The 16,713-nt window shown below is 68.3% G+C and carries 14 protein-coding genes and 1 pseudogene; 3 read left to right on the forward strand and 12 right to left on the reverse strand.

Annotated features, from left to right (window positions below; genetic code table 11):
- Positions 1-26: 26 nt before the first annotated feature.
- From AB0L56_RS29265 to AB0L56_RS29295, 7 genes are all read right to left on the reverse strand, one after another.
- The gene (locus AB0L56_RS29265; RefSeq protein ID WP_365428526.1) at positions 27-1,148 is read right to left on the reverse strand and encodes an XdhC family protein; all 1,122 of its coding nucleotides are present in this window, start codon (positions 1,146-1,148) and stop codon (positions 27-29) included.
- Complete coding sequence (locus AB0L56_RS29270) at positions 1,148-3,586, reverse strand: xanthine dehydrogenase family protein molybdopterin-binding subunit (RefSeq protein WP_365428529.1); 2,439 nt, start codon at positions 3,584-3,586, stop codon at positions 1,148-1,150. The genes AB0L56_RS29265 and AB0L56_RS29270 overlap by 1 nt, the downstream gene beginning before the upstream one ends.
- On the reverse strand, positions 3,586-4,152 hold the full coding sequence (locus AB0L56_RS29275) for a (2Fe-2S)-binding protein (protein ID WP_365428532.1): 567 nt from the start codon (positions 4,150-4,152) through the stop codon (positions 3,586-3,588). The genes AB0L56_RS29270 and AB0L56_RS29275 overlap by 1 nt, the downstream gene beginning before the upstream one ends.
- Positions 4,149-5,033 (reverse strand): xanthine dehydrogenase family protein subunit M, encoded by an 885-nt coding sequence (locus AB0L56_RS29280; protein WP_365428535.1) that lies wholly within the window; start codon positions 5,031-5,033, stop codon positions 4,149-4,151. Before AB0L56_RS29280 ends, AB0L56_RS29275 begins: the two co-directional genes overlap by 4 nt.
- A 150-nt stretch (positions 5,034-5,183) precedes the next feature.
- Positions 5,184-5,633 (reverse strand): cupin domain-containing protein, encoded by a 450-nt coding sequence (locus tag AB0L56_RS29285; protein ID WP_365428538.1) that lies wholly within the window; start codon positions 5,631-5,633, stop codon positions 5,184-5,186.
- A 54-nt stretch (positions 5,634-5,687) separates the two neighbouring features.
- Complete coding sequence (locus AB0L56_RS29290; RefSeq protein WP_365428541.1) at positions 5,688-6,887, reverse strand: FAD-dependent monooxygenase; 1,200 nt, start codon at positions 6,885-6,887, stop codon at positions 5,688-5,690.
- Positions 6,888-6,952: 65 nt separating this feature from the next.
- On the reverse strand, positions 6,953-8,068 hold the full coding sequence (locus AB0L56_RS29295) for an FAD-dependent monooxygenase (RefSeq protein ID WP_365428544.1): 1,116 nt from the start codon (positions 8,066-8,068) through the stop codon (positions 6,953-6,955).
- Between the two features lie 158 nt (positions 8,069-8,226).
- Here AB0L56_RS29295 and AB0L56_RS29300 point away from each other — a divergent pair, with 158 nt between their 5' ends.
- The 3 genes and pseudogenes from AB0L56_RS29300 (at position 8,227) to AB0L56_RS29310 (ending at position 10,844) form a co-directional block, all read left to right on the forward strand.
- Positions 8,227-10,134, forward strand: a complete 1,908-nt coding sequence (locus tag AB0L56_RS29300) for a GAF domain-containing protein (protein ID WP_365428547.1) — start codon at positions 8,227-8,229, stop codon at positions 10,132-10,134.
- Positions 10,135-10,252: 118 nt separating this feature from the next.
- Positions 10,253-10,488 (forward strand): annotated as a pseudogene (locus AB0L56_RS29305) (ISKra4 family transposase); the annotation flags it as partial.
- 218 nt (positions 10,489-10,706) lie between these two features.
- Positions 10,707-10,844 (forward strand): hypothetical protein, encoded by a 138-nt coding sequence (locus AB0L56_RS29310; RefSeq protein WP_365428589.1) that lies wholly within the window; start codon positions 10,707-10,709, stop codon positions 10,842-10,844.
- Positions 10,845-11,458: 614 nt separating this feature from the next.
- Here the strand turns inward: AB0L56_RS29310 and AB0L56_RS29315 are convergent.
- The 5 genes from AB0L56_RS29315 to AB0L56_RS29335 form a co-directional block, all read right to left on the reverse strand.
- Positions 11,459-11,929, reverse strand: coding sequence for a ribose-5-phosphate isomerase (locus tag AB0L56_RS29315; RefSeq protein WP_365428550.1), 471 nt, complete (start codon positions 11,927-11,929; stop codon positions 11,459-11,461).
- Positions 11,930-12,076: 147 nt separating this feature from the next.
- A complete protein-coding gene (locus tag AB0L56_RS29320; protein WP_365428553.1) occupies positions 12,077-13,138 on the reverse strand; it encodes an HAD-IIA family hydrolase in 1,062 nt (353 codons plus the stop codon).
- Positions 13,139-13,261: 123 nt separating this feature from the next.
- Complete coding sequence (gene glpX / locus AB0L56_RS29325; protein WP_365428583.1) at positions 13,262-14,224, reverse strand: class II fructose-bisphosphatase; 963 nt, start codon at positions 14,222-14,224, stop codon at positions 13,262-13,264.
- 216 nt (positions 14,225-14,440) lie between these two features.
- The gene (locus AB0L56_RS29330; protein ID WP_365428556.1) at positions 14,441-15,418 is read right to left on the reverse strand and encodes a class I fructose-bisphosphate aldolase; all 978 of its coding nucleotides are present in this window, start codon (positions 15,416-15,418) and stop codon (positions 14,441-14,443) included.
- Between the two features lie 98 nt (positions 15,419-15,516).
- Positions 15,517-16,506, reverse strand: a complete 990-nt coding sequence (locus AB0L56_RS29335; protein ID WP_365428559.1) for a LysR family transcriptional regulator — start codon at positions 16,504-16,506, stop codon at positions 15,517-15,519.
- Positions 16,507-16,713: the final 207 nt, after the last annotated feature.

Consider the following 16,713-nt stretch of genomic DNA (forward strand, 5'->3'; position numbering starts at 1 on the left):
CGATTGCGTTCGGGCAACGGTCTCTTTCAGGCAGCGGGCTCTGCTGCGAGATCCAGCGCGTACGGGCGGCTGACGGGCTCCTGGCCGGAGCGTCCGCGACTGGCGGCCAGGACTTCGGCGACGATCGAGAGGGCGATCTCGTCCGGCCCCTGCGCGCCGAGGTCCAGCCCGGCCGGGCCATGGAGACGCAGCCCGTCACGTTCGGTCGGCAGCACTCCGTCGCGGCCGAGGTCGTCGAGCAGCCGTTGGAGCCGCAGCCGGGGGCCGAGGACCCCGATGTACCGGGCGTTCGTGCGGAGAGCCGCGCCCAGGTAGTCGCGGTCCCGCAGGAAGTTGTGGCTCATCACGACGACATAGGTGTTGTCGTCCACCGGCAGCTCACGGGCCGTGCCCGCAGCGCTGAGGACCAAGGTGGTCCCCGGCGGGAAGCGGTCGGGGTCCAGCACGAGCCGCCGGTCGTCGACCACGACGACATCCCAGCCGAGCTCCGCGGCGCGGCGGGTCACCGGCACCGCGTCGACGCCCGCACCGCACACCACGAGCCGCGGCGGCGGTTGCAGGACCTCGACGAACGCCCGCACCTCACCCGCTGCGGAGGGCAGCGTCACCAGGCCGCTTCGGCCTGCGGCGAGCGCGGACCGGACCGCGCTCGGCGGGGGCCCGGCGTCGGCCCCGCCGGTCGGCTCCGCGGAGTCCGCCTGCCACCAGCGCCGGCCGACGGCCTCGCCCGAGACGAGCGTCAGCAGCGTGGTCCTGCGGCGGGCCGACACCGCTTCGGCGAGCACGTGTCCCGCGGCCCGCGCGGACTCGGCCGGTTCGACGAGGATGTCGAGCACGCCGTTGCATCCCATGCCCCAGCCGAGGACGGCTTCCTCCTCGGCGGTGAGGTCGAACGTCACGATCCGGGCGGCCCCGGTCCGTTCGACGTCACGGGCTGCCTCGACGACCTCGGCGTCGAGGCAGCCGCCGGTGAGGTTGCCGGCCGTACTGCCGTCCTCGCGTACCAGCAGCCGGGCTCCGGGCCGGCGGTAGGACGAGCCGCGAACGGCGACAAGCGTGGCAAGGGCGATCGGGCGAGGCCGACCCTCGCGGTCCTCGGGCCGAAGCCCACCGAGGACCGCGAGGAGCTCCGCGGCGGTGGCTGACATCAGGCGGACCCTGCCGCAGCGCGCCCCGCCTGCACCGTCGCCACGATCTCCGAGGGCTTGACCGGCAGCTCCCGGACCCGCATCCCGAAGTCCCGCAGCGCGTCGTCAATGGCTGCGGAGACGACCGACGGGGTCACCATGCGGCCGCCCTCGCCGCCGCCCTTGATGCCGTACTCGGTGAAGGGCGAGGGCGTCTCGACGTGTGCCATGCGGAACGCCGGAACCTCGTTGGCCGTGGGAATCAGGTAGTCCATGAACGTCGAGGACTTGAACTGCCCGTCCTCGTCGTAGGCCAGCTCCTCGTACAACGTGGACCCGAGCCCCTGTGCGGCGCCGCCGGTGACGTGGCCGCCCAGGCTCTTGGGGTTCACGATTGTCCCGGCGTCGTGCACCGCCACGTAGTCGAGGAAGGACAGGATCCCGGTGTCGGGGTCGACCTCCAGGACCGCGATGTGGCAGGCATGGCCCATGATCGGATAGAAGACGCCCAGGTCCGAGCGGTCCGGTGACGGCAGCGTCGTGTACGGGTGGTCGTAGGTGTACGACTCCTCCAGTCCGCTCGTCATGCCCTCGGGCAGGTTGAGCGCGAAGAAGTACGCGGTCCCCGCCAGTTCGGCCAGCGTCAGCCCCCGCTCCGGTGCGCCCTTGACCTGGACGCGTGCGTCGACGAGCTCGAGGTCCTCCGCGGCCACTTCGAGGGTGTGCGCGGCGATGTCGATGAGTTTCTTCTGCAGCTTGCGCGCCGCGCCTCGTACGGCACCGGCCAGCATGACGGTGTAGCGGCTGCCGCCCGGGCCGGTGCCCGGCAGCGCGTGAGCGGAGTCGGCGTACCGGATGTTGACGCTCTCCGGCGCGATGCCGAACTCCTCCGCCAGCACGGTGGCGCCTACCGTCTCAGGGCTGTTGCCCCACATCGACTGGCAGTGCAGCAGCAGCTGGAACTCGCCGGTGGGGTCGATCGTCACCGTCGCGCTCTCGGGGCTGGAGGTGAGGGGGAATGCCGGATTGTCCATCAGTGCCCAGAACTCGGTGGCACTGAAGACGCTTCGCTCCTGGGTGGTGGCCAGGCCGATGCCGATGTAGCGGCCCTCCTCCTCCCGCAGCCGCTTCTGCTCGGCGCGCCACTTGTCCAGGTCGATCATCGACAGCGCCTTGTCCAGCACCGCCGGGTAGTTGCCGCTGTCGTAGACGTTGCCGCCGGGGATCTTGTACGGGAACTGGTCGGGCTGGATGAAGTTGCGGCGGCGGATCTCCTCCGGGGTGAGCCCGAGCCGGCGCGCCGCCTTGTCGACCAGCCGTTCCAGCACCCAGTTGTGCACCTCGGAGCCGAAGCCGCGGTAGGCGCCCTGCTGGCACTTGTTCGTGAGGACGGCACGCACGTGGTACTTGACGTCCCGGAACCGGTACGGGCCGACGATCTGGGAGAAGGCGTTGCCGTGGGTGCCGACGCCGAACTGCATGTAGGCGCCGTAGTCGTCGACGACGTCGATGTCGAGTCCGACGATCGTGCCGTCGTCGCGGAAGCCCATGCGGGCGTCGTAGTAGCGGTCGGAGGCGTGGTGGTCGGAGTTCATCAGGTGGTCGATCCGGTCCTCGATGTACGAGACCGGGCGTCCCACCTGCAGGGCCAGGAAGCCGGTGAGGGTGGGCACCTTGTGCGCGGTGAACTTGCTGCCGAAGCTGCCGCCGGCCGGGACCGGCTTCATCGTCAGCTTGTTGGACGGCAGCTTCAGTGCTGAGGCGATCAGGAAGGAGAAGTAGCTGAAGTTGAGCGAGTTGCAGTAGATCTCCAGCACGCCGTTGAGCCCTGGGTGGGCCACCGCGCCCGAGGTCTCCATCGGCATGCCTGCCGAGCGGCCCCAGTGGAGGGTGTCCTCCACCACGAAGTCGGCCTGGGAGAATGCGGCGTTCACATCGCCGAACTCGAAGGTCCGCTCGTAGCCGATGTTGCTGCCGTGCTCCTCGTGCAGCAGGGCGGACCCGGGCTCCATCGCCGCCATCGGGTCGGTGACCGGCGGGAGGTCCTCGAAGTCGACCTCGAGCAGTTCCACGGCGTCCTCGGCGATGTACCTGCTCTCCGCGATGACCGCTGCGACGGCCTCGCCGACGTAGCGGACCTTGTCCACCGCAAGCGGGTACTGGGCGATCGAGGCCGGGCCGAAGTTCATGCAGGGGTTCATCTTCGCCTTGCAGTCCTCGCCCGTGACCACGGCGACGACTCCCGGCAGCTTCAGCGCCTCGGTGGCGTCGATGGACCGGATCCGCGCGTGCGGCAGGGGGCTGCGCAGGATCGCGGCGTGCAGCAGTCCGGGCAGTTTGAGGTCGGCGATGTACCCGCCACGGCCGACCAGCAGCCGCGGGTCCTCGACCCGTTTGCGGTCCGTACCGAGGTACTTGTAGCCGGACTTCTCCACGGTGTTCGCGTGCTCCGTGGCCATCAGTGACGACCTCCCGTGCTGTCGTCGGTCGCCGCCGCGCCGCAGCCGGCCCCGGCCGCACCGCAGCGGAGCTTGGCACTGGCGGACTGGACCGCGTTGACGATGTTCTGGTAGCCGGTGCAGCGGCACAGGATCCCGGAAATCTCGTGGCGCACCTCGGCGTCGGTCAGTTCACGACCGGTCTCGATGATCTCCTTTGTGCGCAGCACCATCGCGGGCGTGCAGAAGCCGCACTGCAGCCCCTGTTCCTCGGCGAAGGACTCCTGGATGGGGTGCAGCTCCGCGGGGTTGGCGGAAAGGCTCTCGACGGTCTCGATCGCGTGCCCGTCCGCCTGGACGGCGAGCATCAGGCAGGAGCGCACCGAGTGGCCGTCGAGGAGGATGGTGCAACATCCGCACACGCCGTGCTCGCAGCCGAGATGGACGCTGACAAGGTCGAGCTCGTCGCGCAGGAAGTCGGCGAGTGTGGTGCGCGTCGATACCGCGCGCGTCACGTCCCGGCCGTTGATGCGCACGGTCACGGTCCGCTGGTCGGTGCTGTAGTTGCTGCCGGTGGAGGTCGTCACTGGGGGTTGCTCCTCTCGTGGGCGCGGGCGACGGCCGCGGTGATCGCTCGCTGCACCACGACGGTGGCCAGGTGCTGTCGGTACGCGCGTGTGGCGTGCATGTCGTCTCCCGAGGTCACCGAGGGCACGATCTCCTTGGCGGCCCTGGCGATGTTCTCCTTGGTCGGCAGCTCGCCGGCCAGCGCCTGCTCGACCGCGGTGGCGCGGACGGGGGTGTCCGAGATGCTGGCGGCACTGACGGCGAGGGAGGCGAAGCGGCCGTCCTCGCCGAGGTTCACCACCGCGGCGGCACCGGCGAGCGCGAAGTCGCCCTCCCGCCTGGCGACCTCGACGAACCCGTGGCCGGCGGTCCACGGCATGACCGGGTAGCGGACCGCCACGAGGACCTCTTCGGGCTCCAGGGCGGTGGTCATCCAGCCCTCGAAGAAGTCCCGGGCGGCGATGGTGCGCGAGCCCGACGGGCCGCGCACGACCAGCGTCGCGTCGAGGGCCACCGCCGTGCACGGCAGTTCGGCGGCGGAGTCGGCGTGCGCAATGCTTCCACCGACGGTGCCGCGGTGGCGGTTCTCGATGTGGCCGATGAATTTGACGGCCTGGGGCAGCAGCGGCACCAGCTCCTGGACGAGAGGGTGGTCCTCGAGCTGGTACTGCCGGACCCCTGCGCCGATCTCCAGGACGTCGGACCAGCGCTCGATCTTCTGCAGGTCACTGATTTTGTTGATGTCGATCAGTGCCTCCGGCCTGGCAAGCCGGATGTTCAGCATGGGGAGGAGACTCTGTCCTCCTGCGAGGACGAGGGAGTCGATGCCGTACTCGCTCTTGAGCGCGACGGCTTCGTCGACGGAATCGGGATCGCAGTACGTGAATGCGGGCGGCTTCATTGCCTGTCCTTCGGTGCGGCTCCTGCGGAAGGGCGGGTGACCGGGGGCCCGGGGCCGAGGTCGGCGGGGGTGCGGTTACCCCGAGATTACGGCGGGCCGTCCGGTAGGTGACTGTGGTGCTCCACAGGGTGTGGGGCGGATCATGTGTTCTCAACCATGGGACGCCCGGTCCTGGGCGGGGTCTGAGCTGTGCGCGGGAGCGTGCGGGTGGTGATCGAGATTGACGACGATGGCGTCCTGCGTACTGCGCGCGACGATCATCCGTACCGGCTCGGTGTCGCTGCCGTTCTCCTCCCAGTGCACGGCGCCCGGCGGGATGAACACGAAGTCCCCCGCGTGCGCCTCGCGGGCCTGGTCCAGCCGGTCGCCCACCCACCAGCGGCCGACGCCGCTGAGCACGTACAGAGCCGTCTCCGACTCGCCGTGATGGTGGACGCCCGTCTTCGCGCCCGCCGGGAGCACGGACAGGCCCATCCACAGCTCCCTGGAGCCGAGACGTTTCGCGGACACCGCCTCGAAGCGCTGCAGACCCGGCGTCTGCGGGGTGTCGTCGTCGAGCTCCTCGTGCCGGACCACCTGTACCTCGGGAACCTCAGGCATGGCGTGGATCTCCTTCCTGTCGTACGGATGTCTACTGTCTGACGGCCGTCGGCTTCACCGGTCCGGGCCGTACAGCCCGAATCGCAGCGAACGGTCGCGAGGATCGGCGGTGCCGTCGACCTGGTAGCGGGTGCCCATGGCGCGGACCCGGCTCAGCAGGCTGCGGCCGAGCTCCAGCCGGCCGGGCTCCCACGTCTCCAGGGCGGAGACCACGTCGCCGCCGGTCTCGCGCAGCGCGGCGGCCAGAGCCCACGCGTCGGCGGCGGCCTTCGCGGTGCCGGCGGCTGCGTGTGGCCGCGCGGCGAAGGCGGCGTCACCCGTGAGAGCGACCCGGCCGAAGGCCATCCTGGGCACCTCGATGTCCAGGACGGGCTGGATGAACGGCTCCTCGGTGCGCTCCACGAGCTCGGCCGCGGCCGGTGCCAGCAGTTCCCGTGCCGCGGCGCGCAGTTCCTCGACGTAACGGTCCTGGACCATCCCGGGGTGTACCGACACCGCGCAGGGCAAGCCCCGCTTGTCGGTGAGCAGCTCGTCCAGCTCCGGCCCCTCGGCGACATTGCGGTACCAGACGTAGTTCAGATGCCGCTTGCCGATCTCGAGCTCTCCGGCCGGACCGGGGATCGGGTACATGCAGATGTGCGTGCTCGGTCCGACCGAGTAGGCGAGCGAGTCGTGCAGCAGTTCGAATGTCTCCTCACTGACCTCGCTCTCCAGCACGGTGCCGCGCCATCCGACATAGCCGGAGTACTGCGCCCGGACCTCCGGCAGCAGCCGCCGCCGACCGGTCGAGGAGATGCCGTCCGCGAACACCACCAGGTCGGCGTGGACCCGCCGCCCGCTGACGAACCTCAGCGTCACCTGGTCGGCGTCCTGGTCGAGCCCTGCCACATGCTCACGCAGGTGGTATCGCTCGGTTCCGAAATCGTCGAGGAGGGCCCGGTAGGTGGCCGTCCACGAGGTGAACCGCCATGCGCTGGGCTCGTCATGAATGACCTCGTTGCCCCGTCCGAGGTAGCGCAGCGTGGACGATCCGGTGCTGACCTTCTCCACCGCGGCGATTCCACCGTGCTCCTGGAACCAGCGCACGGTGTCGGGCTGCAGGACCACGCCCGCCCCGCGCCCGTCGAGCAACTCGGGCGACCGCTCGTACACATCCACCTGGCAACCGAGCTCTCGCAGGGCCAGGGCGGCAGTCAGGCCGCCCATGGACCCGCCGACCACCGCCACTCGCAGCGGACCGCATTCGTTCATCATCTGCCTCCAGGTCTGTTCTGGCCTTGAACAGACTGGCCTTCGAGGCTCGGGCGGAACATGTGTGGCTACACGATGAAAGGCCATTTTGCTGTGGACTCCCACAGTCCTGCGGAACGGCCGAGGGCGCGTGCTCCGGCGACCAGCCGACGCCCTTGCTCCAGCCGGGGTGGTTCCCACTCCGCGAGAGCGTCTGGCACATCAGTGCCCGTACGGCTGACCGCCGCGGCGAGGGACCAGCCGTCCTCGACCGCCTTCGCCGCGCCCGCCGTCGCGGGAGGACGGGAAGTGAAGGCCGCGTCGCCGATCAGGCAGATCCGCCCGACGACCATCCGGGGCACCGTGACGTCGACGATCTGCTCGACGTACGGCTCCGGTGCCCGTGACACCAGCTCGGCGAAGGGCGGCGGCATCATCTCCGCCGCCGCTTGCCGCATCCGTTGCACGGATGCGTCGGGCACCATGCCCGCCGGCACCGTCAGTGAGCGCTGGGTACCGGTGCGGTCGGTGAGCGTCGCGGTGAGCGCCCGGCCGTCCGGGAGGTCGCGGTACCAGACGAAGTCGAGCAGGTGCCCTGGTGCGGGGCTCACCCTCACATGGCTGTCCGGCAGCTGGAGAAAGCTCACCGCACCGGCGAGGGCCCGGGCCGCGGACGGCGACAAAGAGCTCTCGTGGACTCGGCCACGCCAGGCCACATATCCGGCGTAGCGCGGGAAGGATCGCGGAAGCAGCAGCCGCCGGCTCGTCGAGCCGGTGCCGTCGGCGCAGACCACCAGGTCAGCCCGCTCGATTCGCCCGCCGCGGAAGAGGGCCGCAGCGGATCGACCGTCCTGCTCGAGACCGACCACAGCGTGGTTTCGCTGCACCCGGTCCCGGCCCAATGCCGTCAGCAGCGCCCGGTGCAGCGCGGCCCAGGACGCGAAGCGGTGGGCGCGTGGCTCTTCACGAAGGAGCACGCCCTGGGCGTTGAAATGGCGCACCGTTCGCGCCACGCCGATGTGGAAAGTGCCGCACTCGGCGAGCAGCCGTTCGGTCGACGGAGGCAGCAGCACGCTGGCGCCGTCGTCACGCGGTTCGTGCCCGTTGCGCTCGAACACCTCGACGTCGGCACCCGTCCGATGCAGGTGGAGTGCTGCATTGAGCCCGCCGAGAGAGCCACCGATCACGACGACACGTGGAGGCACGGGCACTCCTTGGCGATTCGGTAACAGTGTGTGCCTCCACTGTTCCGGGGCGCCTCCCACTCCCTCAATGTGTGCCGGCACCCCCCTTGCCGGATTCGCTGTGTGTCGGCACAGTGAGGGCCGTGCGCGAAGCGATATGCAGCCCTAACGATGACGGCATGAACGATGTGCGGCGATGGCTTGCGGGCGTCGCCGAGATCGCAACCGCGGTGAACAAACCCGTACCACTGCCGGTGCTCCTGGATCTGGTGGCCGAAAAGGCCTGCACCCTCATGGGTTATGAGCTCTGCGCCGTGCTGCTGGCCAACGACATGCGGGACGCGTTGGTGATCGAGGGCTCGTACGGCCTCACCCCCGAGTACGTCGCTCGCGTCAACACCGACCACCCGATCCGGCTCGGGCCCGGGCCGCTGGGAGAGGGGCCGTCAAGCCGGGCGTTCAACAGCGGCAAACCCCTGCCGATCGAGGACATCACGGTGGAACCGATGTTCCGGCCTTGGGAAGAGGTGGCGCGCGAGCAGGGCTACCGGTCCATGGTGTCCGTACCGCTCAGGGTCGCCGGGACACCGGCCGGTACATTGAACTGCTATCGGACCCAGGTCCACACCTTCGCCGCCGACGAGCTGGACCTGCTGATCACGCTGGCCGACCAGGCGGGGATCGCCATCGAGACCGCCCGGCTCCGGGACCGCGAACGCGACACCATCGCCGACCTCGAGGAGCTGAACGAGTCCCTGACCGCACAGCACCGGCTGCTGCAGGAGGCCGAGCAGATCCACCGGGATCTGACGTCCGTTGCATTGCGCGCGGCCGGTGTGCAAGGTGTCGCCGCCGCCCTGTCCGGACTCCTCGCCCGCCCCGTGCTGATCACCGACCCCGCTGGGCACCCGCTCGGGAGCGCCGAGAAGGACGGGACCCGACTGGAGGTCCCGCACGTCGAGCAGGCGGACGGGACCGGCTCCGAACGGCTCACGGAGCTGCCCGACCCGGAAGGCGGCCCACGGATCGTGGCGCCGGTGCTGCTCGGCGGAGAGCTCGTGGCGCGGATCTGGCTGCCGGGCCGGCTCATCGACCTCGGGCCGCTCGGCCACCGCGCGGTGGAACACGGGGCCACTGTGGCCGCCCTCGAACTGCTCCGCCGCCGCACCGCGCTGGAGGTGGAGTGGAGGCTGAGGGGGGACCTGCTGAGTGATCTGCTCTCCGGCGTCGCGTCCGGGACACTCGGCTCGCGCGCCCAGACGCTGGGCCACGACCTCTCCCGGCCCCACGCGGTGCTGGTGATCAAGGCGGACACCGCCACCGCAGGCACGGCGGGGGCGAATCTCGCGGCTGGTACGGGTCCGGCCGACGTACGGCGGCTGCTCGGCATCGTGCACAGCGCGACTGACGGTGTCAGGCCGCGCCCGCTCGTCACCAACTGGGGTGAGTCCGTGGTGGTGTTGTGGCCCGACGACACGTCGAAGAACCAGCAGGCCGACCCGGTGACTGCCGGCCACATGATCCGCCGGGCGATCAGCCGGACGCTGAACGATGCCACCGTATCCGTCGCGGTCGGGGCGAGTTGCTCCGAACTACGCGACTACGCCGCGGCTTTCCGGGTGGCCCGTGGCGCCCTGGAACTCGCGCAGCTGCGCGGAGGGCGGAACCGGACGGTCACCCTGTCCGAGCTGGGCGTATACGGCCTGCTGCTCCAACTCGACGACCCCGGCGAGCTCATCCGCTACGCTGATCGAGTCCTGGCACCCTTGCGCGCATACGACTCCCGCCGGGACGCCGCTCTGATCGAGACGCTGCGGACCTACCTGGAGCAGGAGCTGAACACCGCCCGCACGGCAGCCGCGCTGTATGTACACCCGAACACCGTCGGCCTGCGGCTCAAGCGGATCGAAGAATTGCTCGGGTCGCCACTCTCACACCCGGAGACACTCCTGCAGGCCCAGGCCGCGTTGATGACCGAGGACGTGCTCGGCCACGCCTGGCCCGAGCACGCCCAACAGCTCGGCGACAACGCCGCACGTTACGACCGCAGGGCTCCTGCTCCGTCCAAGACCGGCGGCTCAGCCTGACTCCGTCGGACCGACACGACGCGGAAGCGGTCCGCTGCCGCCTCGATTCCACATACGCGCCGGCCATGGACCTGGACGATCCCGGCTTCCACCACAGCGTGCCGGCCGAGCGGTGCGCGCCTGGCGGCAAAAGGGGCTGCCCAGCGTCCACCCCGCCGACCGGGCCCTGTCCCTGCCCGCAGGTCGCACGGCCTGCGCCGGCCGGCGGTCGCCGAAGCCGTCCGTGGTTCCTACGACCAGGCCAAGGCGTCGATCGAGAGGCGGTGCGGGAAGGTGCTGGGCAAACGCCAGGCCGAACACCTCGTCACCGAGGCAGCCCGGGACATCGACGCCTTCTACCAGCACCAGATCCCGCTGTGGCCCGGTACGCCGCCACCGCGCAACACCCCCCGGACAGGCGGCGGAGCGCCTCGGCGACCCGCTCCGCGCCAGCCCCACGGGCGCACCGACGAACGCGTCGTCACCGCGATCGAGGAGGCCCCGCGCCGCCGGCGCGGCCGTTCCAAGGGCACCATCAAGCGCTTGGAGCCCCTGGACACGCGGATCCCGGACGCCGGTACGGGCGCGGCACGGTGCCCGTACCGTCCCAGGCCACCTTCCACCGGCTCGTCCACCAACTCGCCGGGCCCGCCGGACACCCCCACCGCCCCGCCCGCACGCTGCCCTCCCCCACCGGCAGGCGGGCGTTCACTCCGACCGTGGTGCTGTGATCGGCACCACCCCGCCTGGACGTCCTGGCCGTCTTCGACGACGGCACCACCGGCCGCCCCGAACTCACGATCGCCGTCGACGTCGCCACCCGCGCCATCCTCGCCGCCGTCCTGCGCCCAAGCCGGGACCGGGCGGGGGATCGCGCACCTTCGGCACCATCAACGCGCTGCTGTGCCAGCACCTGCCCGGCCACACCGGCTCCGACGTCACCCGCCGCGGGCCGGACGCCGAAACCGAGGCCTGCTTCAGCGTCGCCCAACTGCAGGACCTGCTCGACGAATGGCTCGTACCACCACCGCCTCCACGAGGACCTGCCTGCCCAGGAAGGCGCTCACCCCGAACCAGATGTGGGCCGCTCTCATCGCCGTGGCCGGCTACGTAACCCTCCCCTTGAGCGGCAGCGACTACCTCGAACTGCTGCCGGTGCAGGCCGTGAGCCGCCGAAAACCGTCCCCCCACGCGCCTGTGATGCCTACCGGTGGCCGTGCACGACCGCAGCAGTCACATCGTGTGGCAGGAGGTGGGGATGCAGCCCACGACCCCTTTCGTCCTTGGAAGCCGCGGCGCCGTGCTCGGCGAACTCGGCGTTCACCATGCACCATTGCCTGGGAGGTCATTCTCCTGGCAGAGCGGGCGGTTCACCGGAGAGCTCGTAGTCCAACAGCAGGTCGATCCTGCGCTGGTGACGGCCGCCCTCGAACTCGATGGTGAGGAAGGCGTCCACGATGCGCTCGGCCTCCTCGACCGTGTGCATTCGAGCGCCGATACCTGCCAGTAGTGCGTTGTTGTGCTGGCGGGCCAGTCTGGCGGTGTCCACGCTCCAAATGAGCGCGGCGCGGGCGCCGGGGACCTTGTTCGCGGCGATCTGTTCCCCGTTGCCGGAGCCGCCGATGACGAGACCGAGGCTGCCCATGTCTGCCACAACGCGCCGCGCCGCCTCGACGCAGAACGGTGGGTAGTCGTCGTCCGCGTCGTAGACGGTGGGACCGACGTCGGTCACCTCGTAGCCGAGGTCGGAAAGCCTACTGACAAGGTGGTTCTTGAGTTCGAATCCGGCATGATCAGAGCCAAGGTAGATGCGCACGCTGGCAGTGCTCCTAATTTCGCGGATCGGTGGGTGTTCGGTGGATTGACGTGGGAAGCAGGTCGGGAGAACTGGGGGTGTCGGGGTCCTGATTCAGGCTCACGGGAGGCACGGCAAGCCTCAATGTCCGGCTACTGATCGGCTCGTCTATTGCGTGGCTTGTTTCGGCTGGACAAGTCCGAGCTGTCGTTCGATCGTTGCCCACAGGTCGGCATGGTCGGAGACCGCACGACCGTCGTCGCGAGCGGCCCACACCATGGTGACAACGGATTGCAACCGTGTGCCGTTGTCGCCGACACTCGGCACACGTGGTACGGCGTCCGGCCCGAGTTCGACGAGGTGGTCGGGTGAGGTGGTGTGCAGTGGCAGTCCGGGCGCGAGCAGTCCGCTCAGGTCGGCGGCGACATACGTTGGACGCGAAGGCCGCTCAGCGAATGCCAGGTCCCGCAGGCGGGAGGCCCCGCTCAGGACGAAGAGCGAGTCGAGGCCGGCCGAGTTGGCGCCCTTGATGTCGGTGTCCAGCCTGTCCCCGCACACAAGGGTCTCCGACTGAGCGGTGCCGAGCCGGGAACGTGCCAGGTCGAACAAGGCTGACTGCGGCTTGCCGACCACGTGCGGTGATGCGCTGGTTGCCGTCTGCACCAGCGCGACCAGCGCACCGTTGCCAGGCGCTTGCCCGTACGGCGTGGGCAACGTGAGGTCGACGTTAGTTGCTACCCAGATGGTTCCGGCTTCGACGAGGTAGCCCACGGCCGCGAGCTCGCTCCAGGAGACGTCGGTTCCCAGTCCCTGAACGACTGCCTCGACCGGTGTGTCGCCCAGATCCGCGACGCGGACCGGGGTCAACCCGGCTTCGGTGAGTGCCTCAGCGACACCCGGCCCTCCCACCGCACACACCGGCGCTCCTTGAGCCAGACGCTCCGCCAGGTGTGCCGCGGCCGCCTGGGAACTAGTGACCACCGACCAGCCCTGCTGTACGAGGCCCAGCCCGCGGAGGTGGTCGCCCACGCTCCGGGGAGAGCGGGATGCATTGTTGGTGGCGAACACGACCGGTACGCCGTGCGCCGTGGCCCGGTTCAAGGTCTCCACCGCATGAGGAACAGCGGTTGCGCCGCGGTAAACCACACCGTCGAGATCACAGATCAGTCCGCGGTAGCCCGTGATGACGGGTTCGGCCCGGACGGACGTCGTGGTGATCTCACCCATCATTCGAATCGGTACTCCTCTTCGTCGGCCTCGCCATCGTCGGGGTGGCAGCTACTCGGCTTCCGGGGACGAAGTGCAGGAAGCCAGCCATTTTCTACTCACCCGAATCCATCCGAGGTGGTCGCGTCACCTGGCGTGCCGGTGTTCGGACTTGACAAACCGCATTGTGTGCGGACTCGAACACATCACAAGGGACTGTGTAGTAGTGCGGCCCGAGTGGTGCTGTACACCGCTGAGCAGTTCGCTGCCGGTCACTCCGGTGGCGCAGAACAAGACGTTCTCTCCGCGCACCAGGTCGCCGGTGCAGAGAACGTTGTCGGCGTCGTGGCCGGCTTCGGGCTTCTTTTCGCCTTGCTCGAAGCCTTGGGGTCGTAGCCGGGCCTGCAACGACCCACCCATGCAGAACAGGGCAGCCGCGGCGATGACTCCCTCCGCTGCTCCCCCTGTGCCCAACAGCATGTCCACGGGGCTCTCGGGACACGCCGCGGCAATCGCGCCCGCGACGTCGCCTCCCTCTATCAAGTGGACCCGCGCACCTGCCTCGCGGATTTCGCGCACGAGTTCCTGATGCCGGGGCCGGTTGAGAACGGCAACGATGACATCCGACACTCGAACGCCCTTGACCGTGGCAACCGCTCGCAGGTTCTCCACGACCGGACGGCTGATGTCGACGACGTCGACGTAGTCGGGGCCGACGGCCAGCTTCTCCATGTGGAGAACGGGCGACGGGTCGTACATTGCACCGCGCTCGGCTACCGCGGCCATCGAAAGGGTGCCGTCGCCTGCGCTGATGCCGATGTCGCATGCCGGCCCGTCCCCATCGCCGACGCACTCCCCCTTGAACAGGACAGGCGTATCTCTCTTCTCGCCCTCACCAATCACCACAACGCCGCGCATCGGCACCGGCATGATGAGCTTGTGCATCGCATCGATGGCAGCGACCTTGCCGCTGTTCTTGGCGCCGCGTCCGACCCACCTGTCGGCCGCGATCGCGGCGGCCTCGGTGACACGTACGAGTTCGAGAGCAAGAGTGTGATCGGGTCCCCCGGTGCCGGCGGATGACACTGCGCCACATTCCTGAGTTCTCATCGGCATCCATTCCGGCAGGAGACTGTACGAAGGGTCTGCAACGTACTCGGCCACGACGACCATGGACATCAAGCTGCGGGAGGCCGGACCGGCGACTCACGTGGCCGATCCGGTCGCCCTCTTCATCGAGACAGGCCGCCGGCGAAGTGCAGCAACAGGCATCGATGGGATGCCGGCTCGAAGAACGGAGCCGGCAGCATCGGGCCGGCTGACCCGTCAGCGGGCGGCGGCGTTCGCGATGGCTCGCTCGGAGAGCGCCTTCTGGGCGGCATCCCAGTTGGCGTTGTCGCCCCGCCATGTCTCCAGAGCCGGCCCGACCAGTGCCCTTCCGAACGAGTAGGTGAGCTCCCAGGGAAGCGGACTGAGATCCTGCATCGCCCCGAGGTGCTTCGTCGCTACTTCCGGACTCTGTCCACCGGAAAGGAAGGCGATGCCCGGTACGGACGCCGGCACAGTCTCCCGCAGGGCGTCCACCGTGGCCCGGGCGACGTCTGTCACCGAGGGCTGCTCCGAGCTGTCGGTCCCAGCAACCACCATGTTGGGCTTGAGGACGATGCCGTCCAGTTGCACCTGCATCAGGTTGAGCTCGTCGAACAGCGACTCCAGCACGGCAGTCGTCACCTTCTGGCACTGCGCCAGCGAGTGGGCACCGTCCATCAGCACCTCGGGCTCCACGATGGGCACCAGGCCTCCTTCCTGGCAGAGGCCGGCATACCGCGCCAGGGCGTGCACGTTCGCTCGCACTGCACGGTCCGACGGTAGATTGTCACCGATCTTGATCACCGCGCGCCACTTGGCGAACGTCGCGCCGAGGCGCACATAATCCTTCACTCGCTCGCGCAGCCCGTCGAGACCTTCGGTGATCGTCTCGTTCGGGGCTCCCGCCAGCGGCTTTGCTCCGGTGTCGACCTTGATTCCGGTGAGAATCCCGAGATCGGCGAGGAACTCCGGAAACGTGCGCCCGTTGGACACTTTCTGACGGAACGTCTCGTCCGCGAGAATAATGCCACTGATCGATTCCGAGAGCCGAGGGGTCGTAACAATCAGCTCACGGTACACCCGACGATTTTCCTCCGTTGCCTCGACCCCCACCTTCTCCAGCCTGGAGGACATCGTCCCGATACTCTCATCGGCAGCAAGGATTCCGCGCCTGTTAGAGACAAGTGTACGCGCAATTTCATTCAGAGCTGACATCTGTCGTTAATCCTCCTGTGCTCGGCACCGAACGGTGTGGCATGTTCGTGATTGGTTCGACAATCCGGTCATCGACTCGGTGGGAATAGACCGTGATGCTAGATCGCTGTGGTGATGCTCGCCTCCGCGAGTTGAGTACCCTGGACTTTCTGTCCAGTCTTGACGACTCGCATCGGACTACCCTTCGACGCTGCAGTCTCCACAAGTTCTCGCGCATACTCCGGGAGACCCCGGCGTTCACTCCAAGCCGCATAAATGGGTTTTGCCGGCATCTCTTGGTCAACGGCCACCTGATGCAGCCGACCTTCCGCGAGTTCGGACCTCACGGTGGAAATATTCAGCACTGTCACCCGCTGGCTTGTAGCAACTGCTTGCTTGATCGCAGCGTTAGAGGGAAGCTCAATGTAATTTCGCGGGGCGCGTGCAGCTCCCAGTAGCTCGTCCGTGAACTCCCGGAGTCCTGAGCCGCGCTCGCGCAGGACGAGTTGAGCGTCTGCCAACTCCTGCACCGACAGGGGACTGGGCCTCATGGCCCACGGGTGCCTTGAGCCGACCACCACGGCCAGCTTGTCGTCGCATATGTACCGGGTGACCAGGTCTTCGCGATAACTCTTCTGCACTTGGCTTCCGGCCTGACACCAGCCGTCAATGAACGCGAGGTCGACATGGCTCGCAAGGATCAGTTGGTGGAGCGTGTCGACACTGCCGGTCTGCACCTCGACACGTGCCTCGCCGAACGAGAACCCGGAACGGTTCAACCATTCAGGGATCAAGTGCTCCGAGACAGCCGGGCTGGCCGCAATCCGTAGACGTTTCACATTGGAGGACTGGGACCCGGGTCCAAATTCCAGCAGTTCTCGTGCTGCATGCATCAGATTACGGGCGTACTTGGCCAGTATTTCTCCTTCCTCGGTGAGCTTCGAACCGGCAGGAGAGCGGTCCAGCAGCCGAAGACCAAGGCGACGTTCCATCGCTCTGATCCGAATACTGGCGGCTGGCTGTGAAAGGTTATGCGCTTGAGCGGCCTTTCCTACGCTGCCATAGCTCTCGACCGACAGCAGCAAATCGAGGTCGGCGAGCTGAGGCATCTTTGATGGAAGCACCATGTTTTCACCTCTCGCTCCAGACTGACCTGTTCGTCAGCATGCGCGGCATGCGAAGCGTGCCGAAATCAGGCGTCCTGCGACGCTTTCAAGTCCCGCAAAGAAACGCCAGACGAGACTGTCGGTCCACCGGTTGAGTACAGCTGTGCCGCATTGCTGCAGCAGCACAACTGGTCACACCAAGCGCATAAA

It is taken from the genome of Streptomyces sp. NPDC052079, from assembly GCF_040680275.1.
Taxonomy (GTDB): Bacteria; Actinomycetota; Actinomycetes; order Streptomycetales; family Streptomycetaceae; genus Streptomyces.